The 26217-nt window shown below is 46.2% G+C and carries 31 protein-coding genes and 1 riboswitch; of the genes, 10 read left to right on the top strand and 21 right to left on the bottom strand.

Features of this window, described 5'->3' with window-relative positions; genetic code table 11:
* Positions 1-90: 90 nt before the first annotated feature.
* The 12 genes from metQ to KY305_RS00900 form a co-directional block, all read right to left on the bottom strand.
* The gene (metQ, locus tag KY305_RS00845) at positions 91-909 is read right to left on the bottom strand and encodes a methionine ABC transporter substrate-binding lipoprotein MetQ (protein ID WP_223060943.1); all 819 of its coding nucleotides are present in this window, start codon (positions 907-909) and stop codon (positions 91-93) included.
* 13 nt (positions 910-922) lie between these two features.
* Positions 923-1591, bottom strand: coding sequence for a methionine ABC transporter permease (locus KY305_RS00850; protein ID WP_223060944.1), 669 nt, complete (start codon positions 1589-1591; stop codon positions 923-925).
* Positions 1584-2609, bottom strand: coding sequence for a methionine ABC transporter ATP-binding protein MetN (metN, locus tag KY305_RS00855; RefSeq protein ID WP_223060945.1), 1026 nt, complete (start codon positions 2607-2609; stop codon positions 1584-1586). The genes KY305_RS00850 and metN overlap by 8 nt, the downstream gene beginning before the upstream one ends.
* 105 nt (positions 2610-2714) lie before the next feature.
* A riboswitch (SAM riboswitch) is annotated at positions 2715-2821 on the bottom strand.
* A gap of 113 nt (positions 2822-2934) precedes the next feature.
* A complete protein-coding gene (locus tag KY305_RS00860) occupies positions 2935-3285 on the bottom strand; it encodes an SCP2 sterol-binding domain-containing protein (protein ID WP_223060946.1) in 351 nt (116 codons plus the stop codon).
* 95 nt (positions 3286-3380) lie between these two features.
* On the bottom strand, positions 3381-3701 hold the full coding sequence (locus tag KY305_RS00865) for a thioredoxin family protein (RefSeq protein ID WP_223060947.1): 321 nt from the start codon (positions 3699-3701) through the stop codon (positions 3381-3383).
* A gap of 12 nt (positions 3702-3713) precedes the next feature.
* Positions 3714-4073, bottom strand: coding sequence for a toprim domain-containing protein (locus tag KY305_RS00870; RefSeq protein ID WP_262417515.1), 360 nt, complete (start codon positions 4071-4073; stop codon positions 3714-3716).
* Between the two features lie 68 nt (positions 4074-4141).
* Complete coding sequence (locus KY305_RS00875; protein WP_214803233.1) at positions 4142-4378, bottom strand: YusG family protein; 237 nt, start codon at positions 4376-4378, stop codon at positions 4142-4144.
* 54 nt (positions 4379-4432) lie between these two features.
* Positions 4433-4816, bottom strand: coding sequence for a glycine cleavage system protein GcvH (gene gcvH, locus KY305_RS00880; RefSeq protein ID WP_214803230.1), 384 nt, complete (start codon positions 4814-4816; stop codon positions 4433-4435).
* A 61-nt stretch (positions 4817-4877) separates the two neighbouring features.
* Positions 4878-5234, bottom strand: coding sequence for an arsenate reductase family protein (locus KY305_RS00885; RefSeq protein WP_061522170.1), 357 nt, complete (start codon positions 5232-5234; stop codon positions 4878-4880).
* Positions 5235-5349: 115 nt separating this feature from the next.
* Positions 5350-7134 carry an acyl-CoA dehydrogenase family protein gene (locus KY305_RS00890; RefSeq protein ID WP_223060948.1) on the bottom strand — a complete coding sequence of 595 codons (1785 nt, stop codon included), beginning with the start codon at positions 7132-7134 and terminating at the stop codon, positions 5350-5352.
* A 15-nt stretch (positions 7135-7149) separates the two neighbouring features.
* Complete coding sequence (locus KY305_RS00895) at positions 7150-8325, bottom strand: acetyl-CoA C-acetyltransferase (protein WP_223060949.1); 1176 nt, start codon at positions 8323-8325, stop codon at positions 7150-7152.
* Positions 8326-8335: 10 nt separating this feature from the next.
* A complete protein-coding gene (locus KY305_RS00900; RefSeq protein ID WP_223060950.1) occupies positions 8336-10705 on the bottom strand; it encodes a 3-hydroxyacyl-CoA dehydrogenase/enoyl-CoA hydratase family protein in 2370 nt (789 codons plus the stop codon).
* A gap of 190 nt (positions 10706-10895) precedes the next feature.
* On the opposite strand from KY305_RS00900, the gene KY305_RS00905 reads away from it, so the two are divergent.
* Positions 10896-11036 (top strand): YuzL family protein, encoded by a 141-nt coding sequence (locus KY305_RS00905; RefSeq protein ID WP_223060951.1) that lies wholly within the window; start codon positions 10896-10898, stop codon positions 11034-11036.
* Between the two features lie 29 nt (positions 11037-11065).
* Here the strand turns inward: KY305_RS00905 and KY305_RS00910 are convergent, their stop codons facing one another.
* Positions 11066-11974 (bottom strand): proline dehydrogenase family protein, encoded by a 909-nt coding sequence (locus tag KY305_RS00910; RefSeq protein ID WP_223060952.1) that lies wholly within the window; start codon positions 11972-11974, stop codon positions 11066-11068.
* 86 nt (positions 11975-12060) lie between these two features.
* Between KY305_RS00910 and KY305_RS00915 the strand changes: the two genes are divergently transcribed.
* From KY305_RS00915 to KY305_RS00930, 4 genes are all read left to right on the top strand, one after another.
* Positions 12061-12315, top strand: coding sequence for a hypothetical protein (locus tag KY305_RS00915; protein ID WP_223060953.1), 255 nt, complete (start codon positions 12061-12063; stop codon positions 12313-12315).
* An 11-nt stretch (positions 12316-12326) separates the two neighbouring features.
* Positions 12327-12659 carry a spore coat protein gene (locus tag KY305_RS00920; RefSeq protein ID WP_223060954.1) on the top strand — a complete coding sequence of 111 codons (333 nt, stop codon included), beginning with the start codon at positions 12327-12329 and terminating at the stop codon, positions 12657-12659.
* 138 nt (positions 12660-12797) lie between these two features.
* On the top strand, positions 12798-13289 hold the full coding sequence (locus KY305_RS00925; RefSeq protein WP_223060955.1) for a MarR family winged helix-turn-helix transcriptional regulator: 492 nt from the start codon (positions 12798-12800) through the stop codon (positions 13287-13289).
* Complete coding sequence (locus tag KY305_RS00930; protein WP_396021499.1) at positions 13252-14874, top strand: MDR family MFS transporter; 1623 nt, start codon at positions 13252-13254, stop codon at positions 14872-14874. Before KY305_RS00925 ends, KY305_RS00930 begins: the two co-directional genes overlap by 38 nt.
* Before the next feature lie 34 nt (positions 14875-14908).
* On the opposite strand, the gene KY305_RS00935 is transcribed toward KY305_RS00930, so the two are convergent.
* Both KY305_RS00935 and KY305_RS00940 read right to left on the bottom strand, forming a co-directional pair.
* A complete protein-coding gene (locus tag KY305_RS00935; RefSeq protein ID WP_223060957.1) occupies positions 14909-15298 on the bottom strand; it encodes a tautomerase family protein in 390 nt (129 codons plus the stop codon).
* Between the two features lie 12 nt (positions 15299-15310).
* Entirely contained in the window at positions 15311-16051 is a 741-nt protein-coding gene (locus KY305_RS00940) for an SDR family NAD(P)-dependent oxidoreductase (protein ID WP_223060958.1), read from the bottom strand.
* Positions 16052-16189: 138 nt separating this feature from the next.
* Between KY305_RS00940 and KY305_RS00945 the strand changes: the two genes are divergently transcribed.
* Complete coding sequence (locus KY305_RS00945; RefSeq protein WP_223060959.1) at positions 16190-17065, top strand: LysR family transcriptional regulator; 876 nt, start codon at positions 16190-16192, stop codon at positions 17063-17065.
* Positions 17066-17079: 14 nt separating this feature from the next.
* Here KY305_RS00945 and KY305_RS00950 read toward each other — a convergent pair whose 3' ends face one another.
* From KY305_RS00950 to KY305_RS00965, 4 genes are all read right to left on the bottom strand, one after another.
* Positions 17080-17325: a YusU family protein gene (locus KY305_RS00950; RefSeq protein WP_223060960.1), complete on the bottom strand. Its 246-nt coding sequence runs from the start codon at positions 17323-17325 to the stop codon at positions 17080-17082.
* A gap of 29 nt (positions 17326-17354) precedes the next feature.
* Entirely contained in the window at positions 17355-18179 is an 825-nt protein-coding gene (locus KY305_RS00955; protein ID WP_223060961.1) for an ABC transporter ATP-binding protein, read from the bottom strand.
* Between the two features lie 154 nt (positions 18180-18333).
* Positions 18334-18771: a YusW family protein gene (locus KY305_RS00960; RefSeq protein ID WP_223060962.1), complete on the bottom strand. Its 438-nt coding sequence runs from the start codon at positions 18769-18771 to the stop codon at positions 18334-18336.
* Positions 18772-18894: 123 nt separating this feature from the next.
* Complete coding sequence (locus KY305_RS00965; RefSeq protein WP_223060963.1) at positions 18895-20679, bottom strand: M3 family oligoendopeptidase; 1785 nt, start codon at positions 20677-20679, stop codon at positions 18895-18897.
* Positions 20680-20806: 127 nt separating this feature from the next.
* On the opposite strand from KY305_RS00965, the gene KY305_RS00970 reads away from it, so the two are divergent.
* On the top strand, positions 20807-21649 hold the full coding sequence (locus tag KY305_RS00970) for an oxidoreductase (protein ID WP_223060964.1): 843 nt from the start codon (positions 20807-20809) through the stop codon (positions 21647-21649).
* A gap of 89 nt (positions 21650-21738) precedes the next feature.
* Positions 21739-22203: a Dps family protein gene (locus KY305_RS00975; protein WP_223060965.1), complete on the top strand. Its 465-nt coding sequence runs from the start codon at positions 21739-21741 to the stop codon at positions 22201-22203.
* Positions 22204-22252: 49 nt separating this feature from the next.
* Here the strand turns inward: KY305_RS00975 and KY305_RS00980 are convergent, their stop codons facing one another.
* Positions 22253-23614, bottom strand: a complete 1362-nt coding sequence (locus KY305_RS00980; RefSeq protein ID WP_223060966.1) for a S1C family serine protease — start codon at positions 23612-23614, stop codon at positions 22253-22255.
* 276 nt (positions 23615-23890) lie between these two features.
* Between KY305_RS00980 and cssR the strand changes: the two genes are divergently transcribed.
* Both cssR and cssS read left to right on the top strand, forming a co-directional pair.
* Positions 23891-24568: a two-component system response regulator CssR gene (gene cssR / locus KY305_RS00985; protein WP_214803189.1), complete on the top strand. Its 678-nt coding sequence runs from the start codon at positions 23891-23893 to the stop codon at positions 24566-24568.
* Positions 24565-25920, top strand: coding sequence for a two-component system sensor histidine kinase CssS (gene cssS, locus KY305_RS00990; RefSeq protein ID WP_223060967.1), 1356 nt, complete (start codon positions 24565-24567; stop codon positions 25918-25920). The genes cssR and cssS overlap by 4 nt, the downstream gene beginning before the upstream one ends.
* A 27-nt stretch (positions 25921-25947) precedes the next feature.
* Here cssS and spxO read toward each other — a convergent pair whose 3' ends face one another.
* Positions 25948-26112: an anti-adapter protein SpxO gene (spxO, locus tag KY305_RS00995; RefSeq protein WP_156476243.1), complete on the bottom strand. Its 165-nt coding sequence runs from the start codon at positions 26110-26112 to the stop codon at positions 25948-25950.
* Positions 26113-26217: the final 105 nt, after the last annotated feature.

Here is a 26217-nt window from a genome sequence, read left to right on the forward strand (position 1 = left end):
CCTCCATTCGGTAACATTCTTCTTTATTATGAACAGTTCCGCGATTAATACCCAAAAAAACCCCGGATTGTTCATCCGGGGTTTTCGTCTTTATTCAGATACGGGGAGCACGGCTCCGTCGTATTTTTTCTCAATGAAGTCTTTAATTTTTTTAGAGTGAAGAACTTCCATAAGCGCTTTGATTTTTGCTGAATCTTCTTCACCTTTGCGCACGGCGATAATGTTTGCGTATGGGTTGTTTTTCGTTGATTCTACTTCAATCGCGTCTTTTAACGGGTTTAATTTGTTTTGGATCGCATAGTTGACGTTGATGAAGACCGCGTCGCCTTCTTCTTCGTTATATGCTTTTGCCGTTAATTCCGGCGCGATTTTTTTGAACGTCAGGTTTTTCGGATTTTTTGTGATGTTTTTCGTTGTTGCGTCAACTGTTTTTACTTTCGGATCTAATGTGATCAGTCCGGCTTTTTGAAGCATTGCCAGCATACGGCCTTGTTCAGCGACGTTATTTGTCAGGATGATTGTCGCGCCGTTTGGCAGGTCTTTCAATGATTTATATTTTTTCGTGTAAATACCGAACGGCTCAAGATGAACTGCGCCGGCGTTAACGAGTTTGTAATCTTTATTTTCTTTCATTTCCTGCTCAAGGTAAGGAACATGCTGGAAGTAGTTTGCATCCACTTCTTTATCAGCTAATGCTTTGTTGTACATTTTGTAATCGTTCAGCACTTTGACTTTTAATGTATAGCCTTTTTTCTTCAATAACGGCTCCGCTTCTTTTAAAATTTCAGCATGCGGTGTTTTTGTCGCGGCAACAACAATTTCCTTTTTATTTGAGCCCGCACTCGATCCGCAGGCAGCCAAAACTCCTGCAAAAACAAGCAGCAACGCACTTAACACAATCTTTTTCAATGTAAATCCTCCCTTATCTTTTGTCTATTATATTTGTGATGACATCACCGATAATCTGAATGATAAAGACGATGATGAGAATAAATACCGTTGCCACAAACGTTACATCCGTATTATTTGACTGGTACCCTTCGACATATGCAAGGTTTCCGAGTCCGCCTGAACCGATGGCTCCGGCAATAGCGGTCGAACCGATCAGGGCGATGGCTGTAACGGTGATGCCTGAGATTAACGCAGGCATTGATTCAGGAATCAATACTTTAAAAATGATCGTCGATGTCTTCGCTCCCATTGATCTGGCAGCTTCGATGACACCTTTATCAACTTCCCGGAGCGCGATTTCCGCAAGGCGGGCATAAAACGGCGCAGAGCCGATAATCAAAGCGGGCAAAGCCGCATTCGGACCTAAAATCGATCCGACCAAAAACTTAGTAAAACCGAGGAGCAGAATAATTAAAATAAGAAACGGAATAGACCGGAATACGTTAACCACTGCCGCAATCACACTGTTAATCGCTTTATTCTGCCATAAGCTTCCCTTGCCTGTTAAAAAGAGCAGAAGGCCGAGGACAGCCCCGATGACGAAAGAAAAGAGTAAAGCGATAATCGTCATATAGAGGGTTTCATAAGTTGCGGTCCACAGTTCACTTACATCAACGTTCGGAAACCATTTTTCAAACATTTGTGATCACCTCTGCTTCTACCTGTTTGTCTTTAATGAACCGGATCACATTTTCTACTTCTTTTTCCTGTCCGTCAATGTGGATGAATAAAGAACCGTACGCCCCGTCCTTCGTCTGTGAAATCTTACCTTGCAGAATGTTGACATCCACATCGAAGTTTCTGATCATCTCAGTGATGAGAGGCTGTTCTGCAGCCTGCCCGACAAACGAAAGCTGAATCGTTTTTCCTGTCGCCGTTTCCTGAAGCAGATGCTGAATGGTTTCTTTCGTTTCCTCAGGCTCGGTGACCTGCTGAACGAAACGCTTTGTCATCTGTTCACGCGGATTTCTGAAGACTTGAAGCACTTCGCCTTCTTCGACGACTTTTCCGTTTTCCATGACGGCGACTCTGTTGCAGATTTTACGGATGACGTGCATTTCATGGGTAATAAGCACAATCGTCAAACCGAGTCTTTCATTTATATCGGATAAAAGATCTAAAATTGAATCTGTCGTCTGCGGGTCAAGCGCTGACGTCGCTTCGTCACAAAGAAGGACCTTCGGATTATTGGCGAGCGCTCTCGCGATTCCGACACGCTGCTTTTGACCGCCGCTCAGCTGGGAAGGATACGATTTTTCCTTTCCTTCTAATCCGACCAGTTTAATCAGTTCATCAGCACGGCGAATCCGTTCTCTTTTTTTCACGCCGGCAATTTCCAGCGGAAACATAATATTATCCCGAACGGTGCGCGACCAAAGAAGATTAAAGTGCTGAAAAATCATGCTGATTTCCTGGCGCGCTTTTCTTAAACCGCGGCTGCTTACTTTATTTAATTCCGTCCCCGCGACTTCCACGGTTCCTGAAGTCGGTTTTTCAAGACCGTTCAGAAGACGGATTAAGGAACTTTTACCAGCTCCGCTATATCCTATAATTCCAAAAATTTCGCCCTTTTTGATATCGAGGTTGACATCTTGGACAGCATTGACATCCCCATGTTTCGCTTTGTAAATTTTTGAAACATTTTGAAGATGGATCAAAGCAATCACCTGCCTTACACTATTCTAAGAAATCTTCCGGAATTCTCCGCAAAAGAAAAGCCTTTCTGCACAATTGAGCAGAAAGGCTTATTGAAAAAGGCCTTTCTCTCATCTTCCAAAGCAGATCGCTTCGAGTGAATTGGCACCATTTCAACATAGTTGACGGTTGCCGGGCTTCATAGGGCACTTCCCTCCACCTCTCTTGATAAGAGAAAACATATCGTCTTTTCGTCCGGAAATTCTTAATGTAGGATAGCATGGCGAATGATAAAAAGTCAATAAAATAAATAATGGTAGTTATTTTCACATAGTAGATTGGCAGGTTTTAAGGCCTTTTGCTGATTGTTTGAAAAAATCCGTTTGTCAGCCACAGAATGGCTTCCAGTTTCAACAGGGCTCTGAATGATCCTTTTACTTTCAATCTTCCGCTTTGAATGAGCTTTTGCAGGGAAATGTTGCCGTGCAGCAAATGAATGATTTCTGTTTGGTTTCCGTAAAAGGTCAAGTTAGACTCTTCTGCTGAAACAGCGGTTTTTCTCATTTCTCCCTGCCCGTTTATTGAGACCGTTAAAGCTTCTGTTTCACCTTGGAACGTAATCAGCAGCGTTGAGGTATGTAATAGGGGTTTCAAAAACAGATGCTGTCCGTCATTCTCTAAAACTTCTATTTTCTCCACTCGTATAACCTCCCGTTTATTGGCCATACATACAAAGTTCTCTTTTAACGGGGAGAACCCTTTATAAAACGGACGACATTTTCCTATAAAAAATGTCACATAGGAGACGTTTGAGATGTTTTTTGTTTAATCAGCTCGTATAAATAGGAAACGGAGCGGAATGCATATCCTTTCTCAACAAGCTTTCCGTCTTTAAACAGCAAAAAGCACGGGACACTCTCAATCTGATAGGCTTTAGCGAAGACGGGGGAATAATTCACGTTGTTTTTATAGAAGGCGACGCCGGGCAGCATTTCCTCCGCGACAGAAAGCATTTTGGAAGCCAGCTGGCACGTGCCGCAAAATGGGGTGTACAAGTACAGGAGATACACATCATCTTCAATTGATTCAAGTTCATTTTCTTGGAGTTCTTTCATTTGATTACCACCTCAGGTCTTTCTTTTTAAAAATACGGGGTCCACATTCAGGCCGGCGCCGAGGAGCACCGATGCAAGATGGTGGCTTGGAGACGCCTCAACCTCCTTGTACGTTCTGTCAATGCAGATATGGCGGGCTTCGGGAAGCTCCCGTTTCAGCTGCTTTCTTAATTTTTCTCCCGAATCGTCTGCGTCAACTAAGATATAAACATCTTTGTCAAACAAACGGTCCGCTAAATCCTCCAATTCCGTTTGGCCGATCGTTCCGTTTGTACAGACAATGTCCAGAGGTTCACTGAGCACTTCCCTGACTTTGATTTTATCTGATTTTCCTTCTACGATTAAGACTTTCTCTTCATCGCCGATATTCATTGCGCATCACCTGCCGGTTTTTTTAGCCTCGGATTGAAAAAGAAGGCAGTGAAATTCACCGCCAACTGTTAACACCAGCCGCTTTCATAGTCGCAATCCACGTATTTCGGATCCTTCTCGGATACAACATCGGCTGTTTTATAAAATTTTTGATTTTCAAATGAAAAGCCCGGTTTGAGCTCATATTGGTTCATGCCTGTCATTTGGCCGATGGCTTCATTTTCATGAAACAAAGAAAACTGGCCGTTTTGTAAGCGGCCCGTTACGTGCTCTGTTACATCAACCTTTTGTTTATCAAAAGCCATTTTGGACACCTCCCGTTACAGATAGAGTGTCCAAATGGTTCTTTTGCTATCCGATTAGTCTTCCTGCGTCATTTCTTCGTATTGTTCGGCAGTCATGAGGTTTTCGATTTCTTTTGCATCAGCCGGTTCAACGACGATCATCCACGCTTTTTCGTATGGAGACTCGTTCACGAATTCCGGGCTGTCATCAAGGCCTTCGTTCACTTCCGTCACCGTTCCGTTGATCGGCGCATACAGCTCAGATACCGTTTTTACGGATTCAACGCTGCCGAACGGCTCGTCCGCTTTAATTTCAGCGCCGACTTCAGGAAGCTCGACAAAAACGATATCGCCAAGTTCAGATTGCGCGAAATGCGTAATTCCGATGCGGACTTTTTCGCCTTCAACTTTTACCCATTCGTGTTCTTCTGAATAACGTAAATCTTTCGGTGTGCTCATCTAAATCCCTCCATTTTTTATGCTTATAATAAGAAGATACCATAATTCTTTGTTACTGACATTAAATCCAATATTTTTCGAATTGGTCTTCTTTAAAGCCGACTGTGACTTTTGTGCCGTCTGACGTAATCGGACGCTTAAGAAGCATTCCGTCGGAAGCCAGAAGTTCAAGCTGTTCATCCTCTGACATGTGGTACAGCTTTTCCTTTAAGTTCAGCTCACGATATTTCATTCCGCTCGTGTTGAAAAACTTTTTCAGCTCAAGACCGCTTTTTTCATAAAGGTCTTTGATTTCTTCTTTCGTCGGCGTTTGTTCCGTAATATGTATTTCGTTTATTTCCTTGCCGTGGTCTTCCAGCCATTTTTTCGCATTACGGCACGTTCCGCATTTAGGGTACCAGTAAAAATTTATCGACATCTTCTTCACCCCTTGTAAATGATCGTCGTTATTTTAACACAATCACTGGTAAAAACCTAAAACGTTGCTTCATGAAAAAGCGCTCCGAATTCGGAGCGCTTACAGGAGCTGTGCATTATACTGTATATTTTTCTTCTCTGAAAATGACGGCAGCTGCGTCACGTTTTTTCTGAATGAGATTTTTCGGTGTCAGGCGCGTCAGTTTGCGCAGCACGGAAAGCATCATTCGGAGAGAATCTCCTTCTTCCATGGCGATTAACGACTCTTTTGCGTGCGCTTCAATGTCCTGAAGAGCTTCCTGCGCAAAGATTTCTGTATATAACAGCTTTTGCGCGGCTTTTTCAGCGCCGTCTGCCGCAATCGCTTTTTCCGTTCTGAGGACGGCAGATTCCAACGCGTACAGCGCGCTGACGATGTCAGCGATGTTCACCATGATTTCCTGCTCACGTTCAATTTCCTTTCCGTATTTCTGCGCCGCAAGACCTGCTGTTAAAAGGGCGATTTTCTTCGCCTGTCTGACGATGTATTTTTCCTGCTCCAGAGGCTCTGAACCCGGCTCTTCAGGCATCAGCATCATTAATTCCTCTTGAAGCGCCTTCGCTTTATCAAAGAGCGGAAGATCCCCTTTTACGGCTTTTTTCAGGAATGTGCTCGTCACGATCAAACGGTTGATTTCATTTGTTCCTTCAAAGATTCTGTTGATTCTCGAATCGCGGTAAGCGCGCTCCACTTCATATTCTTGCATAAAACCGTAACCGCCGTGGATTTGGACGCCTTCGTCGGCAATGTAATCAAGCGTTTCTGATCCGCACATTTTGTTCAGTGAGCATTCGATTGCATACTCGGCAATGGATTTGGCGACTTCACGGCCGTCTTTTTGCGCTTCTTCGGTCAGTCTGCTCATGTTATCTTCAAAAAGCCCGACCGTTCTGTATACAGAGCTTTCCATCGCGTAAAGCTTTGCTGACATTGTCGCAAGCTTTTCCTGGGTAAGGGTGAAGCCTGAGATCGGCGTTTTAAATTGGCGGCGCTGGTTTGCATAAGCCGCGGACAGCTCAATGACCCGTTTTGAAGCGCCAATCGTACCGACTGCGAGCTTGTAACGCCCGATATTCAGGATATTAAACGCAATCACATGGCCCTTTCCGATTTCACCAAGCAGGTTTTCTTTCGGCACTTCTGCTTGATCTAAAATAAGCGTTCTTGTGGATGAGCCTTTAATTCCCATCTTTTTCTCTTCCGGGCCGGTTGACACACCCGGATAATTTTTTTCTACAATAAACGCGGAAAATTTGTCACCGTCCACCTTTGCATAGACGACAAATACATCGGCAAACGCTGAGTTTGTAATCCATTGTTTTTCTCCGTTTAAAATGTAATGCGTGCCCGCTTCATTTAATACGGCGGTTGTTTTTGCGCCGAGCGCATCTGATCCGGATCCCGGCTCAGTCAAAGCGTATGCCGCGATTCTTTGGCCTGAAGCTAAATCCGGCAAATATGTTTTTTTCTGCTCTTCTGTTCCGAAAAACACGATCGGCAATGAACCGATGCCGACATGGGCGCCGTAAGAAAGCGAGAAGCTGCCCGCACGTGAAAATTTTTCTGTAATGAAGGCAGAACTGATTTTATCAAGGCCGATGCCGCCGTATTCTTCAGGGACATCTGCGCCGAGAAGGCCAAGATCGCCGGCTTTTTTCAACAGTCTGACAGAGTGCTCAAACTGATGGTTTTCGATTTCATCAATGTGCGGAAGAACATCGTTTACGACATAGTCTTCTGTCGTTTTTCCGATCATTTTATGTTCGTCTGTAAAATCCTCCGGTGTGAACACCTGATCATATGCCGTATCTTCAATAAGAAAGCTGCCGCCTTTTTTGACTTTGACCGTTTCCTGATTCATGATTGTTTCCCCCTTTTAAAGTAGCTCAAATACGCCGGCAGCTCCCATGCCGCCTCCGATACACATCGTGACCACGCCGAATTGCTCGTTTCTCCGTTTCATTTCATGTATGAGTGAAAGGGTCAGCTTCGTTCCCGTGCAGCCGAGCGGATGACCGAGCGCGATCGCTCCGCCGTTGACGTTGACTTTTTCTTCGTCAATTCCGAGTGACCTGATCACTTGTATGGCTTGTGAAGCAAAGGCTTCATTCAATTCAAAGAGCCCGATATCCTGTAATTCCAGCCCGGCAAGCTTGAGAGCGCGCGGAATGGCTTCAATCGGTCCGATTCCCATCACCTCAGGCGGGACGCCGCCAACGGCAAAGGAACGGAATTTCACAAGCGGCGCCAATCCGAGCGATGAGGCTTTCTCACGATCCATGAGCATGACAGCCGCCGCTCCGTCACTCGTTTGTGATGAGTTTCCGGCTGTCACGGTTCCGGTTTTTGAAAAAGCCGGACGGAGCTTCGCTAAAATATCAGCTGACGTTCCCGGACGCACCCCTTCATCTTGAGAGAAAACGAAGTGCTTTTCCCTCGGTTTATGATCAGCGCCGATTTCTGTCAGCGACACATCGACGGGGACGATTTCATCTTTAAATTTCCCTTCTTCCAGCGCTTTCGCCGCATTTTGGTGGCTGCGGACGGCAAATGCGTCCTGATCCTCGCGGGAAACGCCGTATGTTTCGGCAACCTGCTCCGCTGTATGGCCCATGCTCATATAATATTCAGGTGCATGTTCTGCCAAAGCGATATTCGGGCGCGTCACATGCCCCATCATCGGAACTTGCGACATAGATTCCGCTCCGCCCGCGATGACAGTATCACCTGCGCCGATCATGATTTTTTCCGCTCCATACGCGATGGATTGAAGTCCGGAAGAGCAGTAGCGGTTTACCGTAATGGCCGGCACCGTATGGGGAAGCCCCGCCAGCGCGCCGATATTCCGCGCCATATTTAAGCCCTGCTCAGCTTCAGGTGTTGCACATCCGATAATTAAGTCATCGATATTTCCTTCATAGCTGCCTGCCCGTTTCAGCGTTTCTTTGACACAAAGCGCTCCTAAATCATCAGGACGAACGTTTGCCAGCGACCCTTTTTTCGCTTTACCGACCGGGGTTCTCGCACCGGCCACAATGACTGCTTCTCTCATAAACACCCTCCTAGTTCCGTAAAGGTTTGCCTTTGACCAGCATATGCTGCATTCTGGCTTGAGATTTCGCCTCGCCTGCGAGACTTAAAAAGGCTTCTCTTTCAATCTCGAGTAAGTATTCTTCAGAAACCTCTGTACCGAACGGAACTCTTCCGCCGGCAATGACATGGGCAAGCTTTTTCGCAATCTTCATATCGTGATCTGATAAATACCCTGAACGCCTCATCTGATCAGCTCCGAGCAGCAAGGCCGCACAGCCGGTTTCCCCGGTGACTTTCACTTTTTTCCGTGCAGGCGGACGATAGCCGCTGTCATATAAGGACGCCGCAAGCTGTTTCGCGTCATGTAACAGATGATCTTGGTTCATGCTGACCTGGTCAGCCGGAGACAGAATCTGCATATCACGGGCTTCGTGCGCAGAACCTGATACCTTGGCTAAAGCAATTGTCTCGAACGTTTTAATAGCCGCGTCCATCAATTCCGCTCCGTTATTCACGTAATTCATGTACAATCCTTTGTTTCCGCCGCCGCCCGGAATCAGGCCGACGCCTGTTTCGACAAGACCCATGTATGATTCACTTGCGGCTTGAATGCGCGCCGCCGGAAGACAGACTTCGGTTCCGCCGCCGAGCGTCATGCCGAACGGTGCCGCCACGACCGGTTTGGCGCTGTACTTTATGTTCATCATCGTTTGCTGAAAACGGCGGATGACAAAATCGACTTCCATGAAGTTATCATCCTGAGCTTCCATTAAGATCATCGCCAGGTTCGCGCCCGCGCAGAAATGTCTGCCTTGGTTTCCGATGACGAGCCCTTTATAATTCCGCTCCGTCTCCTCAAGCGCTTTGTCAATCATTTGGATAATGTCTAACCCGATCGCGTTGCTTTTCGTGTGGAATTCTAAAAGCGCGACATCATCGCCGAGATCAATCAGGCTCGCGCCGCCGTTTTTGCTGATGACGCCGTTTGTTTCTTTTATCTTTTGCAGACTGATTCGTTTCGGATTTTCTTTGATCGCCCTGTATTGGCCGTTTGCATAATAAAACTGAGTTCCGTTTTCCTTCATATAGAAAGTGTCATTGCCTTTATCAAGCATTTCTTTCACCCAGCCGGGAAGCGCTGCGCCTTCTTGTTCAAGCCGTTTGACCGATTCTTTGACGCCGATGGCATCCCACATTTCAAACGGCCCGAGCTCCCATCCGAAGCCCCATTTCATGGCTTCATCAATTGCTTTTATATCATCAGCGATTTCGCCAAGCAGCTGAGCCGAATACAAAAGCGTTTTCGAGGTGATATTCCAAAGCAAGTGTCCGGAGCGGTCATCAGAGTATATAAGCGCTTTCATTTTGCCTTTAGCACCCTTTGCCTGTTTGGCTGCTTCTAAAGCGGGTGTTTTCATTTTCGTGCGTTCACCATATGTCATGGTAAGCGGATCGAGCTCATATATTGTCTTACCTTCTTTTTTATAAAAGCCTTGGCCCGATTTGCTGCCCAGCCATTTGTTATTCAGCATTTCATTCATAAATTCAGGCAGCTTAAACATGTCTTTTTCAGCGCCGTCAGCTTTATCGTACACATTTTTTGCGACATGGGCGAATGTATCAAGCCCCACGACATCGAGGGTTCTGAAGGTTGCGCTTTTCGGTCTGCCGATCAGCGGCCCTGTCACAGTATCCACTTCACCAATGTGATAGCCCCCGGAAAGCATTTCTCTTACGGTGACTAACAGGCCGTAAGTTCCGATGCGATTGGCGATAAAGTTAGGCGTGTCTTTCGCTGTAACGACGCCTTTACCGAGCGTGTTTTCAGCAAAGGATGTCATGAATTTCAGAACGTTTGGATCGGTTTCCTGAATCGGTATGATTTCCAAAAGCTTGAGATAGCGGGCGGGATTGAAGAAATGGGTTCCTAAGAAATGAGCTTTAAAATCGGCTGATCTTCCTTCTGCCATTTTCGTGACAGAAATACCGGACGTATTGCTCGAAACGATGCTGCCCGGTTTGCGATATTCATCGACAAGTGAGAAAATCTGTTTTTTCACGTCGAGATTTTCAACGACTACTTCAATAATCCAATCTGCATCCTTTAAATCAGCCGCATTATCTTCTAAGTTGCCTGGCGTAATATAGTCAAGATTGGCAGCAGAAGTCAGCGGTGCAGGCTTTTGCTTCAGCAGCTTTTTCATGGCCGTTCGGCTCAGTCTGCTTCGGACCTCCGGGCTTTCTAATGTCAGCCCTTTTTTCACCTCATCCTTTGTCAGCTCGTTTGGCACAATATCAAGCAGCAGGACGGGAATTCCGATGTTAGCCAAGTGCGCGGCAATTCCGGACCCCATTACTCCTGATCCAAGAACGGCTGCTTTCTTTATAAACTTGTGCATGAGTCATCCCCCTTGAACTTTGAATGAATAGTCATTCATTTTTTCGGCAAAAAAAATGAAACCCTTTTCTTCTTTCATCTTAAAAGATTTCGGGGATGACTTCAATAGCAAATATGGAATTTTTTAAAATTTTTTGTCTTTCGCATGATCCGCACCGAAGACGGGAAACGTAAAGCCGGAGGTGAAGGGAATGGTGCGGGTAAAAAAAGATCCGTCTTCTGCGGCAGTGAGCGCGGCAAGCGTTAAAGGAAATGCGGGACCGACACAAAAGCACAGCGGCGGCAAGCGTACGAGCCAAAACCAGCAATATAAAAAAGAAAACATGGAATAACAGGAAGCGGCTGCTTTTTGGAGCAGCCGCTATTTTTTGAAGATTCCTTTTAACACAAACGCTGCGTTGGCCGGACGCTCAGCAATCCTTCTCATAAAGTAGCTGTACCAATCGATTCCGTACGGGACGTACACCCGCGTCCGGTATCCTTCCGCAGCAAGCTCCTTCTGCCGCTCCGTCCTGATTCCGTACAGCATTTGAAATTCAAATTGTTCACGGGGAATGCCGTGTTCGGAAATGAGTTGTTTCGTATAAGAAATGATGTTATCGTCATGGGTCGCCACCGCTGTTTCATGGCCGCTCAGCAGCTGAAGCTTGATCAATTGCTGATAATGGAGGTCGGTCCCTTTTTTATCAGGAAATGCAACAGCCGCCGATTCTTTATAAGCGCCTTTTACAAGCCTCAGCCGCGGCTTATATGGCTGAAGGCTTCCGATATCCTCAGCGGCGCGGTACAAATACGCCTGGATCACAGTTCCGAGCATCGGATAATCCGGTTTGCACCGTTTATACAGCTCAAGCGTGCGTCCGCATCTGGCGTAATCCTCCATGTCAATCGTTACGGGAACGTTCCGCTCTTTCGCTTCCGACAGGATCTCCCTTATATGATTCTCAGCGAGTTTCTCTGAAATATCCAATCCGATGGAAGTTAATTTCACAGACAGCTCACAATCTAATTGATTATCGGCAATGGCTCTGATTGCGTTTTTACATTCTTCCGCCGTCCGGCCGGCATCCTTCTTTGAACCGGCATATTCACCTAAGTAATCAATGGAGGCCGACAATCCCGATTGATTCAGCCGCTTCACCGTTTTCACCGCTTCGCCGATCGTCTCGCCTGCGACGAATCTTCCCGCGCCGAAGCGGATACCGTAAGCCTGCGCAAGTTTGGTAAGCATTTTATTTTTGGACAAAAACAAACATATGCTCCGCAGCAAGGGTGAGCACCCCCTTTTAATTTATCCGTATGAAATCACAAGCATAGAGAAACATAAAAAGAACAGACATCAAAGGAGGCGTTTATATGAATAATCAAGAGCAGCACGCAAACATGCCGCCTGCCGTTATCTCAACAAAGGATCATTTGTATCTGGAGGACATGCTGAACTGGAATCTGCTTGCTATGAAAAAAGCACACTTTATGGCAGGCCAATGCCAGGATCAGACATTAAAACAAGAGCTTGAACAGATCGGCCAGATGCATGAAAAACATTATCAAAGAATATTGGGCCATTTGAATCCTGCTCAAGGCGGACAGACAACAGGCTATATGCAATAGGAGGAAAAAACATGAATCAGCAAAATCAAAAAATCAGCAATCCGCAAACCCCGGTGCCGAATACGGCGCAAATGAACGACAGAGACTTGGTGAATGAGCTGCTGACGACAGAAAAATATATGACGTCATCATATTGCACAGCCTTACATGAATTCAGCCACGAGTCTCTTTATCAAGATATTCAATCTATTTTCGATGAGTCACAAAAAGCGCAAAGAAGATTATACGATGTGATGTTTCAAAACGGCTGGTATTCCGTCGAAGCAGCGGACACCCAAAAGCTTCAGCAATCGTACCAGAAATTTCAGCAGACCGTTCAGCAGCAATCTCCTTATCAGCAATAAGAAGTGTAAAGGATTGATGTTTTCGCCAAGCATCAAATCCTTTTTTTATTTTTTTACAAAAGGATTGACTTATTGTTAATCCTTATTTATATTTAACTAATGTTAATTATTTTCCCGAGGAACAGATTAGGAGGATTTATGAAAAACGCGGATCAATATGTGTCTGATATTCAAGCATCCCTTCAGACCCTGCTGCAAAAAATACAGCCGGAAATGGTGGAGAGCATGGCAAAACAAGAGGTGACACCCGCCCAATTATTTGTTTTAGCCAGTTTAAAAAAACACGGCAGCTGCAAGGTTTCTGAGATTGCGGAACGCATGGAGGTGAAGCCGAGCGCGGTGACCTTAATGGCCGACCGCCTTGAGCAAAAAAACCTTATCGTCCGCACGCATAATAAGCAGGACAGACGTGTGATTGACGTCAGCCTCACAAAAAAAGGTGAAAAAAAATTCGAAGACGTTGTCGCGGGAAGAAAAGCAATATTAGCGCGCAGCCTTTCCGTTCTTTCTGAAGAAGAGCTGATACAGGCGTCGAAGATCATTCAAAAAGTTGCGGATGCCGCCGACAATCACCTGACGCCGGGAAACATCCATGAAAAGAAAAGAGGAGTTGCCGAAAATGAGCACTGAACATTCGAATTCAAAACGCACACTATTAATAACAGGCTTAATCATTGCCATGTTTTTCTCAGCCCTTGACGGTACAATCGTGGGAACAGCGATTCCTAAAATTGTGGGCGATCTTGGGGGATTAAGCATGATGACGTGGCTTACCACGGCATATCTGCTGACTTCTACGACGGTCGTTCCGATTGCGGGGAAACTTGCAGACTTATTGGGAAGACGGGTCGTATATGTCTCGGGTTTGATTATCTTTATGGGCGCTTCTGCACTGTGCGGAATGGCCAACAATATGACTGAATTGATTATTTTCCGCGGTTTGCAGGGGATTGGCGGCGGAGTCATGATGCCGATGGCTATGATTGTCATCGGGGATTTGTTCACAGGTAAACAGCGCGCCAAGTTCCAAGGTCTGTTCGGAGCGATTTACGGCCTTGCATCCGTTATCGGCCCGCAAATCGGCGGCTGGATTGTCGACTCTTTAAATTGGAAATGGGTCTTTTATATTAACCTTCCAGTCGGAATCTTAGCCGTGATCTTTATTGCAAGAGGGCTTCAAGGCAAGAAACAGACAGGACCGATCAATTTTGATATCGCCGGCATTTTCACAATGATTGTCGGGATTGTCAGCCTCCTGCTTGCACTCAGCTTCGGCGGAAAAGATTACGCATGGGGCTCTTGGCAGATTATCAGTCTCTTTGCGCTTGCCCTTATCGGCATTGTCGGGTTTGTCATTGCTGAATGTAAAGCAAAAGAGCCGATCCTTCCGATGCATTTATTTAAAAACAGAACATTCACCGTGCTGAATTTGATCGGCTTTTTCATGAGTATCGGTATGTTTGGCGCCGTAACGTTTGTTCCTTTCTTCATGCAGGGCATTATCGGGGTCAGCGCCACTGCTTCCGGCACCATTATGACGCCGATGATGGTTTCTATGATTATCACAAGTATTATCGGTGGCCAGCTCGTCTACAAGATTGGCATTAAACCGCAAATCATGATCGGCATGCTGATTATGGCCGTCGGATTCTTTTTATTAACCACATTGCAGCTGGATACAAGCAAACTTGCGGCAACGTGCTATATGGCCGTGATCGGGCTGGGCATGGGACTTGTCATGCCGCTTCTCACACTTGCGCTGCAAGAAACATTTTCAAAAGAAGAGCTTGGAGTGGTTACATCCTCAAGTCAATTTTTCCGGATGATCGGGGGAACATTCGGAATTACGGTGCTCGGTGCGGTCATGAATGCAAGATCCGGCACCCTTTTAACCGACCGGCTCGTGCCGTACTTAGACTCTCTCCCGAAACAGGCAAGTTCCTTTGCCGCTCAGTTTAAAGACATGATCGCGAGCAATCCTGAAGGACTGCTTCAATCCCTGTTCAGCCAGGAATCGATTAAGCAAATTCCGGCCGCTTTCTCTTCACATATCGTGCCGGTTCTGAAAACATCATTAATGGATTCGCTTCACAGTGTGTTTTATACTGGTCTGGCCTTCATCGCAGCCGGACTTGTTCTGACCCTGTTCGTGAAATCCATTAAACTGACAAACAAAAAATCTGGAAAACAAGAAGAAAAGGCGAAAGCCGTGTAATTTGAAGGAAGCCCGCGAAGTCCGCGGGCTTTTTTTATTTCTCTCTTATCATTTGCGCCATTCCGTTTCCGAACGACCAGTCTTCCTCTGTATTTCCTGAAAGCACGATAAATCCGTCTTCTTTTCTGATTTCAAGGTCTTCATGAAGGCGGCTTGCAAATTGATGATAAAATGCTTTTTTCTGTTCGGCCGTTCTTGAGTTTTTCAACGTAAAATGCACATAAATCAGAGCATCGGTCCGCTCGACTTGGAGGTAGGACGGATCATAGAAAAACTCGCCTTTTTGATGCTGATGCACTACCTGAAAATAGTCATCATGCGGCACACCAATGATTTCCGTCATCGTTTTGTGAATGGCTGTGCTCAGCTTTTTGATCCACGCTTCGCTTTTGCCTGCCTGTAAATGAATCTGCACAAATGGCATAGGCTCTCTCCTTTATAATGTCTGCCCGCAGTCGGCAGTTATGATTTGGCCGGTCATCGCTTCCTGTTCCAACACGGAGCAAATCAGTTCCGCAATATCTTCCGGAGCCGAGATACGCTCCAGCGGCAAATGCCCGGCGAGCCGGTGCATCGTCTCTTCACGGCCTGCCCACCCCCTTGTCGCAACCGCTCCGGGTGCGACACAGCATACTCTGATCTCCGGAGCTAACGCGTGAGCAAGTGATTTTGTCAAACCATGCACTGCCGCTTTTGATACGGCATATGGGAGTGAAGAGCCTGCCCCCGTCGTGCCGGCGATGCTCCCTACATTCACAATCGCCCCGGTCTTATTTTTCTTCATATAAGGAGCCGCCGCTCTCGCGCAATGAAACATCCCTTTCACATTGACAGCAAACAGTTTATCCCACACATCATCATGTGCAGATTCTAAATCACCGAGCGGGATATGTTTAGTGATACTTGCATTGTTAACGAGTAAATCAAGGCTTCCAAACTCCTTGGCGGCTTCGCTTACCAAGCTCCTTGCCTCTTTGTCTATTGAAACGTCAGCTTGAATGGTGATGGCGCGTCCTCCTGCTTTTGTAATCAGTTCCGCTGTTTCTTCTGCTTCCGCTTTGGAACGTAAATAGTTGACCGCAACTGCCGCTCCCCGTTTTGCCAAAGCTAGGCATGCCGCTCTTCCGATTCCCGTGCCGCCGCCAGTCACCAGTGCCGTTTTATGCTGAAGGTTCATTTCTTCCACTCCTCATTCGATCTATTGTTATCAGCTGATATGTTTATTGTAATGGACGGCTGCTGTTTCGTATAATGATTGTTAAAGATACTTGCTATCATTCAAATTGATACCAAAACAGAAGCGGGGGAACATACAATGGAAAGCGGAGATTTACGGATTTTTCAAATGGTCGCCCGAGAAGGCTCCATTACGAGAGCTACCGTGCGCCTCGGTTATGTGCAGTCAAATGTCACAGCCAGAATCCAGCATCTGGAGGAGGAGCTGAAAACAGAGCTTTTTTTCCGTCATAACCGGGGCATGACGCTTTCTTCCAGCGGCTCGGTGCTGCTTCAATACGCGGATCAGGTTGTCGGTCTTTTAGAAGAAGCCAAAAAGGCGCTTGCCTCTTCAAGCAAGCCGAGCGGGCCGCTTATGATCGGTTCCACTCAAACGACTGCCGCCGTCAGGCTTCCAAAGCTCCTGGCAGCCTATTACGAGCGGTATCCTGACGTACAGCTGTCACTTTCTACAGGCCATACTCAATTCTTAACCGATAAAGTTCTGCGCTACGAATTAGACGGCGCCTTTATCGGCTGTCACATCAAACACCCGGAACTGCATTCCGTCCCGGCATTTGAAGAAGAAGCGGTTGTCGTGACGCCAGCTGCTGTTTCAGATATAGAAGAGGCAGTGAAAAAGCCGATCCTTGTGTACAGCACGGGCTGCACGTACCGTGACACATTGGAGCGATGGCTTCATTCCGCCGGAACGGCACACCCGGCTATTATGGAATTTGGCACGCTTGAAGCGATCATCGGCGGAGTGACGGCGGGGCTCGGCATCACACTGCTTCCTAGAAGCGTCATTGAACAGCATGCTGCACAAGGCTCCGTCCATCTCTGGGCCATTCCGGAATCATTCAGCCTGATGAAAACAGAATTTGTCACGCGGAAGGATTCGTATATGAGCAGCGCATTGGTCGCCTTTATTGATTCGTTTTCAGCAAAAAAAGCTTCCGGCACCTCTATCTGATGCCGGAAGCTTTTTTATTGTTTTTTTCTATGTTCTTCATTCAGCTGTTTAATATGCTGTATCGTGTCTTTCATACCCTGCTTGGCGTCCGGGTAGGATTCATTCCAATGTTTTACGAGCGGGGGCATGCTTTTGGCGATATGTGTGTACAAAATCCACTGCTTGACTTCTTCCTTTAATTCATGATCGGTTTCGCCAAGCAATAGCTCCGTATATTTTTCAAGCAAACCGTCCAGCTGCTGCTGAAGCTTCTCTTCCATACCATACCGTTCCCTTCCCTTTTCAATGATTATGACGAACGGGCGGAGAGGGCTGCTTCCTGAACGATACATCTGCCCCGGCCGTGCGGGATGCAAAGCGGCGTGCCGAACAGCGGGTCCTGCGTGACCTGGCAGTTCATTGCAAATACCTGCTGCACAAGATCGCAAGTGATGACTTCCTCAGGGCGGCCTTCCGCATAAATCTGTTTATCCTTAATCGCCACAAGATAATGGGCGTAGCGGCACGCCAAATTCAAATCGTGCAGCACCATGACGATGGTCCGCTTTTCTTTCTCATTTAATTCAAACAGCAAATCAAGAATTTCAATTTGGTGTGTCATGTCGAGATAGGTTGTCGGCTCGTCAAGCAAAATGATATCTGTATCCTGAGCGAGCGTCATCGCAATCCACGCGCGCTGGCGCTGGCCGCCTGACAAGGAATCTACCGGGCGGTCGGCCATTTCCTCAAGCTTCGTCGCTTTGAGCGCTTTCGCCACTGCATCTTCGTCCTCTGCCGACCATTGCTTCAGCCAGCTTTGATAAGGGTATCTTCCCTGTTTCACAAGCTGATGCACCGTAAGACCCTCTGGAGCCGACGGGCTCTGCGGCAAAATAGCAAGCTCTCTTGCCACTTCCTTTGTCGGAAGTTTGGCAATTGCTCTTCCTTCTAAAAGAACAGAGCCGCCCCTCGGTTTCATCAGCCGCGCCAATGAACGTAAAAGTGTCGACTTTCCGCAGCCGTTGCTGCCAATTAATACGGTAATTTCGCCTTTTGGAATTGTCACATCCAACTCATCAATAATAACGGTTTCCCCGTACCCTAAGCTCAACGTTTCTGTAGAAATTGCACTCATTCCGCTAACCGCTCCTTTTCGTGTTTCCCAACACTATGTATATAAACAAACTGCCTAAATAGTCAACAACCGTATAATGATTATATTGTAACAGAAATTAATGACTTTGAGTATCATTATCAATTAGTTTTAGGCAAAAAAAGCATTGCTGCGGTTATTTCTTGATTTCTGTTATTTCCCCGTCGCTTTTCTTCAGTTTCAAATAAAAATGGTCATAATGGCTGTCTAAATTGAACGCAGAGAGCACCTGCCGAACGACTTCCCTCTCCGGCATCCGGCTGTTTAAAGCCAGTTCTCCGAGAATCATCTTCATTTCATCAAGCGCTTCTTCACCTTCCCGATGGACGCCTGACAGCTTATCCAGTATGTCCGCCTTTTCGTCCCGGCCCTTTTTTTCATACATGCCTTCATAGCGGTTATGCTCGCCGTCCCCGTAGTTCACCCGAAGGGAAAAGCTGTCGTAAGGCACCGGCTTTGCGGATGAAACGGGTGCGATGTCTTCTATTGCTTCCCGCTCTTGTTCATTCAATCGGCATCCGGCAATCAGCATCAGCGTGATACATACGGCGCCCGCCGTCCTGATCCATTTCATGCGATTCACTCCCATTCATTTCCGATCATTTTTAGGTATGTCCAAGGGCGGGTTTTGTCATTCACTCAACATAAAAACAGCCGGAGCGGTGAACACTCCGGCTGCTTCGTATGAAGATGAAGATTAAAATTCAGTCAGCTTCAAAAAATCTTTCGCGTCTTGTACGGCAAGGCCGACCGCGTCCTCCCAAAACGCACGCTTTGTTAAATCTGCCCCCAAATGCTTCATTGCCAAATCTTCAACCGTCATTGAAGCGGTATCGCACAACAGCGCGATATATTTTTCTTCAAAATCAGTTTTTTCCCGCAGCGCTCTTGCGTATATGCCAAGCGAGAATAAATAACCGAAAGTATACGGAAAATTGTAGAACGGAACTCCGGAAATATGAAAATGAAGCTTTGACGCCCAAAAATGAGGATGGTATTCTCCTAATGAATCGCAGAATGCTTCTTTCTGCGCCGCTTCCATCAGCTCATTTAATCTGTCTGCCGGGACGACTCCCTGCTTCCGCTCTTCATAAAAACGTGTTTCAAATAAAAATCTCGCATGAATATTCATAAACATGGCTACGCTTCGTTGTATTTTATCCTCCAGTAAAAACAGCTTCTCATCCTTCGTCTCAGCTTGTTTCAAAGCGGCATCGGCTGCGATCATTTCTGCAAAGGTTGAAGCGGTTTCGGCTACGTTCATCGCATAGGCTCTGTTTAACTGCCGCACTTGAAGCATCGCATCCTGGTGAAACGCGTGTCCGAGTTCATGCGCAAGCGTCGACACATTTGAAGCGCTGCCGGAAAACGTCATAAAAATGCGTGATTCCCCGCTGTCAGGAAAGCTCGTGCAAAAGCCTCCGACCCGTTTGCCGCTGCGGTTTTCCGCCTCGATCCAGCGATCGCGAAACGCTTTTTCCGTAAATGAGGAAAGCTTTTTGCCGAACGTCGAGAATTGACTGATGATCAGATTGGCCGCTTCATCATACGTATATTCCTTAGGCGCCTCACCGACCGGAGCGCCCACATCATACCAATTCAGCCGCTCCAGCCCCAAAAGAGACGCTTTTCGATTTAAGTACTCAACAAACGGCTGTTTATGATCAGTGATGACCTGCCACATCGTATCCAGTGTCTCTTGTTTCATTCGGTTGATGGCAAGCGGTTCTTTTAAGGCGCTTTCCCAGCCCCGCGCTCTATATGTTTCGGTGCGGAAGCCGGCCAGATGGTTCAATGTGCTGCTGAACAATCCCTCTTCCCGCTCCCATGCTTCATTTAATCCCTCAAACACTTTTTGTCTGACGGAACGATCCGGATTCGCCATCATGTTTTCCGCTTGTCCGACAGATAGCTCCCCATCTTGAAACGGAATCTTCATTCTGCCGACAGACGCATTGTACAAGTCGCCCCAGGCGTGATAGCCGTCGACGGCCAGGCCTTCAATCAGCTTCTCTTCTGCTGCACTGAGTTTCTCTGCGACCCGGTCTCTTCTTTCATTTAATATGTATGTGAGATCCTGCAGGCCGGGCTGTTGCAGAAGTCCTTCCCATACGGATTGATCAATTTGAGCAAGTGTATGGTCCAGCGTGACAAGAGAGGATTTAAAATCGCTGCTCAGCTGATTGATTTGCGCCTTCCATTCGTTCGCCTTTTGATCTTCAATATTTTGGGCCTGAAGACAGCTGACGAATGCTCCAGCCTGCCTGATCATGATGGCTGACCGTTCAAACATATCAATCAGATGAGTCAGCTCCTTTTCATCATCTGCATGCTGCGGCGCTTTAAATGCCTCTGCCGCTTGTTGAAAAGCGCTGAGATGATGTTTCAGCCTGCTGATGTACGCTTGAAATTCTTCCGACTGGCTGCCGCCTTTAAAAATTGAGTTTAAATCCCACGTTTCGTTCAAACTCTCTAAAGCCATCTTGTAAAACCCCTTTCATCCGAGTTTATTTTATTATAGAACAATTCTGACAGATTTCCGAACGATTTCCCCTTCTTTCCGGAAGATGTTATACACTATGTATATAAAAAAACGGGAGGCTCACGATATGACCAAAAAAATTGCCATTGTAACAGGCGCAACGAGCGGATTTGGGCTGCTGACAGCCATTAAGCTTGCCGGGCCTTATCACGTCATCGCAACAGCAAGACAGCCGGAAAAGGCTGAGGCGCTGAAGCAAACGGCCGCTCAATCGGATGTCGGCGGGCACCTTACCATTGTTCCGTTAGATGTGACGGACGAACAATCCGTTTCTGATTTCGGGAAAATGATCAGCGATTTCGGAGCTGTCGATCTGCTTGTAAACAATGCCGGTACGGCGTACGGCGGATTTATTGAAAACGTGCCGATGGAACATTACAGACGGCAGTTTGAGACGAATGTATTCGGCCTGATTAACGTCACGAAAACCGTTCTGCCGTATATGAGAAAGCATGGCGAAGCGAAAATCATTAATATCAGCAGTATCAGCGGCTTGACAGGACTTCCTTCCCTCTCTCCGTACTCGTCTTCCAAATTTGCGGTCGAAGGGTTTACAGAGTGCCTGCGCCTGGAACTTTTGCCTTTCGGAATTGATGCCGCCCTAGTTGAACCGGGATCATATAAGACTTCTATTTGGGAGACGTCTCTCGCACGGCAAATTACGCCCCCCGGCAAAGGGTCGCCATATGACCGTTATTATGAGCCCATTAAGGCTTACGTCGAAAACAGCGCTTCAAAAAGCGGGGATCCGAGTGAGGTGGCGGAGCTGATTTCTCAATTAGCACAGCTAAAACGGCTGAAAAAATTACGTTACCCGATCGGCAAAGGCGTCAAACTGACTCTGGCCTTCCGCTCGCTCTTTTCTTGGTCCGCATGGGAATCCGTTATTAAGAAAAAGCTGCTCCATTGATCCTTATTTATAATAATTATAATTTAGTATTGATTTTCATTTGATATGTGATATAATTAAATTAACAGATCACAGGGAGGACGATAAATATGAACACACAACATGCGAAAAAAAATGAATCTTTAGTTGAGAACTCAATGAACACCCAATTATCAAACTGGTTTATTCTGTACTCTAAGCTGCACCGCTTCCATTGGTATGTAAAAGGGCCTCACTTCTTTACGCTTCATGAAAAATTTGAAGAGCTGTATGATCAAGCGGCGGAAACAGCCGATACGATTGCCGAACGGCTGCTGGCCATCGGCGGACAGCCGGCCGCGACATTAAACAGCTATCTTAAACTGGCCTCCATCTCTGATGAAGGCAGTGAAAAAACGGCTTCTGAAATGGTGCAAACACTGATTAACGATTACAAACAAATCAGCAGCGAATCGAAATTTGTCATCGGCATCGCCGAGGAACAAAATGACCCTTCAACAGCCGATCTTTTTGTCGGTTTAGCGGAAGAAGCGGACAAACACGTGTGGATGCTGTCAGCATACTTAGGCGAATGAACGAAAAAAGCTGAACCCCTTATTTGAGGGTTCAGCTTTTTTTATGCGCTCAGCTTGCGCTTTCAGTTTGTTTTGTTAACGTGACATCCAGCGTCTTTTTGCTTCCGCCTCTGAGAACTTGGATAGACGTCTTGTCACCGATTTTCAATTTGTTATAAAGGATCTGTCTGATATCGGCGCTGCTTGCAATATCTTTTCCATTTAATTTTACGATGACATCATTTGACTTGATGCCGGCTTTGGCCGCCGGTGAACCGGATTGCACTTCTTTTACATAAACGCCTTTGCCCAGTTGATTTCCAAACAGTCCGAGCGTGTTCTGCTGATACGTTTCCGGCACTTGCGACATGTCAATCATCTGCACTCCTAAAAACGGGCGTTCGACTTTTCCTTTTGCCAGAAGCTGGTCAACAATCGGTTCTACATCGTTGCTCGGGATGGCGAATCCGAGTGATTCCACACCGTTTTCACTGACTTTCATGCTGTTGATTCCGATGACTTGGCCGCTGGAGTTGATTAACGGACCGCCGCTGTTCCCCGGATTGATTGCCGCGTCTGTCTGAATGACGTTCATTTCCACCGTGCCTTGTGACGTATCGGCGTCAACCGTTCTGTTAAGCCCGCTGATGACGCCTTGAGTGACGGTGCCGGAGAACTGCTGGCCGAGCGGATTGCCGATGGCAATGACTTTATCAGCTGTGCGGAGCTTAGAGGAATCCCCGAAGCTGGCCACCTTTTTGACATTTGATGAGCTGATTTCCAACACGGCTAAATCACTGATGGCATCCTTTCCGACGAGCTTCGCCGTTTCGGTTTTACCGCTATACAGCGTCACTGCCAATTTGTTGGCTCCTTCTACGACATGGTTGTTTGTAATGATATACGCTTTTTGGCCATCCTTTTTAAAGATGACGCCGGACCCCGTACCGCTCTCCGTTTCAGAGCTTGAGCTGCTGTCAAACCCAAACTGGCTGCTTTGGTTTGCTTGATAGTTGGACACCCCGACGATGGCAGGCTCCAAATCCTCTACCATATCTGCCACGCTTGAGGTGTTTTTTAAAGGCGTTGACGTAAAGTTTGAGGACTGAACCTGCTTTGTATCTGAAACGGCTTCCGTCTTATGCTGCTCACTCGGCAGATTCGGCACAATGCCAAGCACCAAACCTCCCCCGATAATTCCGCCTAAGATCGGGCTCAGCCATGCGGCTCTCCGTTTCTTTTCTTTTTTCACAGCAGCCGTCTTTTCGATTTCCGCTGTTGCGGCTGTCTCATTTCTTGCTTCCCCGGAGTCAGGCGCTTTTAGCAGCTGCTGCTCCTGATGGCTTATCTGCTTCGGTTCTTGTTTATTTTGTTCCGTATGTGAAAGATCTGACTGATCCCTGCTGATACCGTCATCTCGGTGATCGTTCATATTCATGCACACTCCTTTAGCATGTTTTCATTCTATTTATTACATATTCATTGCATGTACAAGTTCTATTGTCCCAATAATAAGGAGAAAAGCAAAGCACCAAAACAATATGTGTTTGAACATGTTATCTTCCTCGCTTTTTTTCTTCCTTTCTTCCCTTATATACATCATAAACAAACATTGTGGGATAAAAATGAAAAGAATATGTGAAATTATGAAAATGCGCCTTGAATGTGTTAAAACTAGTATAATGACGTTGAAAGGATGTGAGTTGCCTTGTCATACACCATTTATCTAGTTGAAGATGAGGACAATCTGAATGAATTGCTTACAAAATATTTAGAGAATGAAGGCTGGAACATTACATCTTTTACAAAAGGCGAGGATGCCAGAAAGCTGATGCAGCCGTCTCCCCACCTGTGGATTCTTGACATCATGCTTCCGGATACAGACGGCTATACCCTCATAAAAGAAATAAAAGAAAAAGACCCCGATGTGCCCGTCATTTTTATTTCCGCACGGGACGCGGATATTGACAGGGTTCTTGGATTAGAGCTTGGAAGCAATGATTATATCGCAAAGCCGTTTCTGCCCAGGGAACTGATTATACGGGTTCAAAAGCTGCTGGAGCTTGTCTATAAAGAACAGCCGGCCGCCAAAAAAACCGGGACCGCCGTATCCTCCTACAATGTAGCCGAAGAAGCCAGAGAGGTATATGACGAAAACGGGAACCTGATCAATCTCACGTCTAAGGAATTTGATCTTCTGCTTTTATTCATTCATCATAAGGGCCATCCCTTTTCCAGAGAGGACATTTTGTTAAAAATATGGGGCCATGACTATTTCGGTACTGACCGCGTGGTCGATGATCTTGTCCGCAGGCTGCGGAAAAAAATGCCCGAGCTGAAGGTTGAAACCATATACGGATTCGGTTACAGGATGATGACGTCATGAAAAATAAACCGCTCGCTTTTCAAATATGGGTTGTGATTTCAGGCATTCTCTTAGCCATCTCTATCCTATTGCTCGTGCTGTTTTCAAATACGCTGCGTGATTTTTTCACAGATGAAACATACACGACAATTGAAAATGAACAGCATGTCCTGACGGAGTACCGTCTGCCCGGATCTATTGAGCGGGGATATTACAGCGAGGACGCGACAGCCCCGACTACATTCCGTTCTGTGCAGCACCTCCTTTTGCCGGAACGGGAAGAATCGGCCAGTGACAGAGATCTGAGCTACCTATCTAACTCGTTTATCCATAAGGTGTACAAGCTCGCCGGCCGCCAGCACAGCATCACGAAACGATACAGCGCAGAAGTCAGCGGGGAGAAAGTGTTTTTTGTCATTAAAAAAGGCCTCACCATTAACGGACAAAATGCCATGATGCTGTCTTACGCACTTGATTCTTATCGGGATGATCTGGCATATACACTGTTCAGGCAGCTTCTGTTTATTATTGCAGGCGTTATTTTATTAAGCTGGATTCCGGCGATTTGGCTCGCCAAATATTTATCGCGACCGCTCGTTTCCTTGGAAAAGCATGTAAAGCGGATATCTGAACAGGATTGGGATGATCCGGTCATTGTCGATCGAAAAGACGAAATCGGAAAATTAGGCCATACCATTGAGGATATGCGGAGCAAACTGGTTCAAAAGGATGAGACAGAAAGAACCCTTTTACAAAATATTTCTCATGATTTAAAAACGCCTGTTATGGTCATAAGAGGCTATACCCAATCGATTAAAGACGGGATTTTTCCTAAAGGGGATCTTGAAAACACAATTGACGTGATTGAAGGCGAAGCTGAAAAGCTTGAGAAAAAAATCAAGGATTTATTATATTTAACGAAGCTTGATTATTTACTGAAGCAGCCGATTCATCATGAAACATTCGACATTGTGAAGGTGACGGAAGAAGTGATTGAGCGGCTCAAATGGGCGCGGAAAGAATTGTCGTGGACCGTTGACACGGGAGATGTGATGATGATGTCCGGTGATCCGGAGCAATGGAGCAAGCTCCTTGAAAACATTCTGGAAAATCAAATTCGCTACGCCGAAACGGCAATTCACGTTCAGATCAGCCAAAATCAGCAGCAGATTGTGATGACGGTTAAAAATGACGGTCCTCCGATTGAGGATGAGATGCTATCCAGCTTATACGAGCCTTTTAATAAAGGGAAGAAAGGCGAGTTTGGCATTGGACTCAGCATCGTAAAACGGATTTTAACCCTGCACAAAGCATCTATTACAATTGAAAATGATCAATCGGGTGTTACCTACCGAATTATCGTTCCAAAGTAGACTGTGATTTTTTATTGCAGTCTTTTTTTATGTGAAGGAATAGCCGTTAAAATCTCTGTAATTCGTTTTCAGCGGTTTTTGGCATTGATGAACCCATTTCTTTTCAGATATCGTCTGCTTTGGATATTTTACCTTTTCGACTTTAATCCCTCTGTTTCGCAAGCGGCTGATCATTTCGTCTAATTCTCTCATTTTTGAGATTCACCCTTTCGCCAGAACTTTGACCATTCGGTCATCTCACTTTATAATATAAATAAAACAAGACAAAAAAACAAGTTACAATCAGGTTAAATTTAT

Source organism: Bacillus sp. YC2 (assembly GCF_019891195.1).
Taxonomy (GTDB): Bacteria; Bacillota; Bacilli; order Bacillales; family Bacillaceae; genus Bacillus.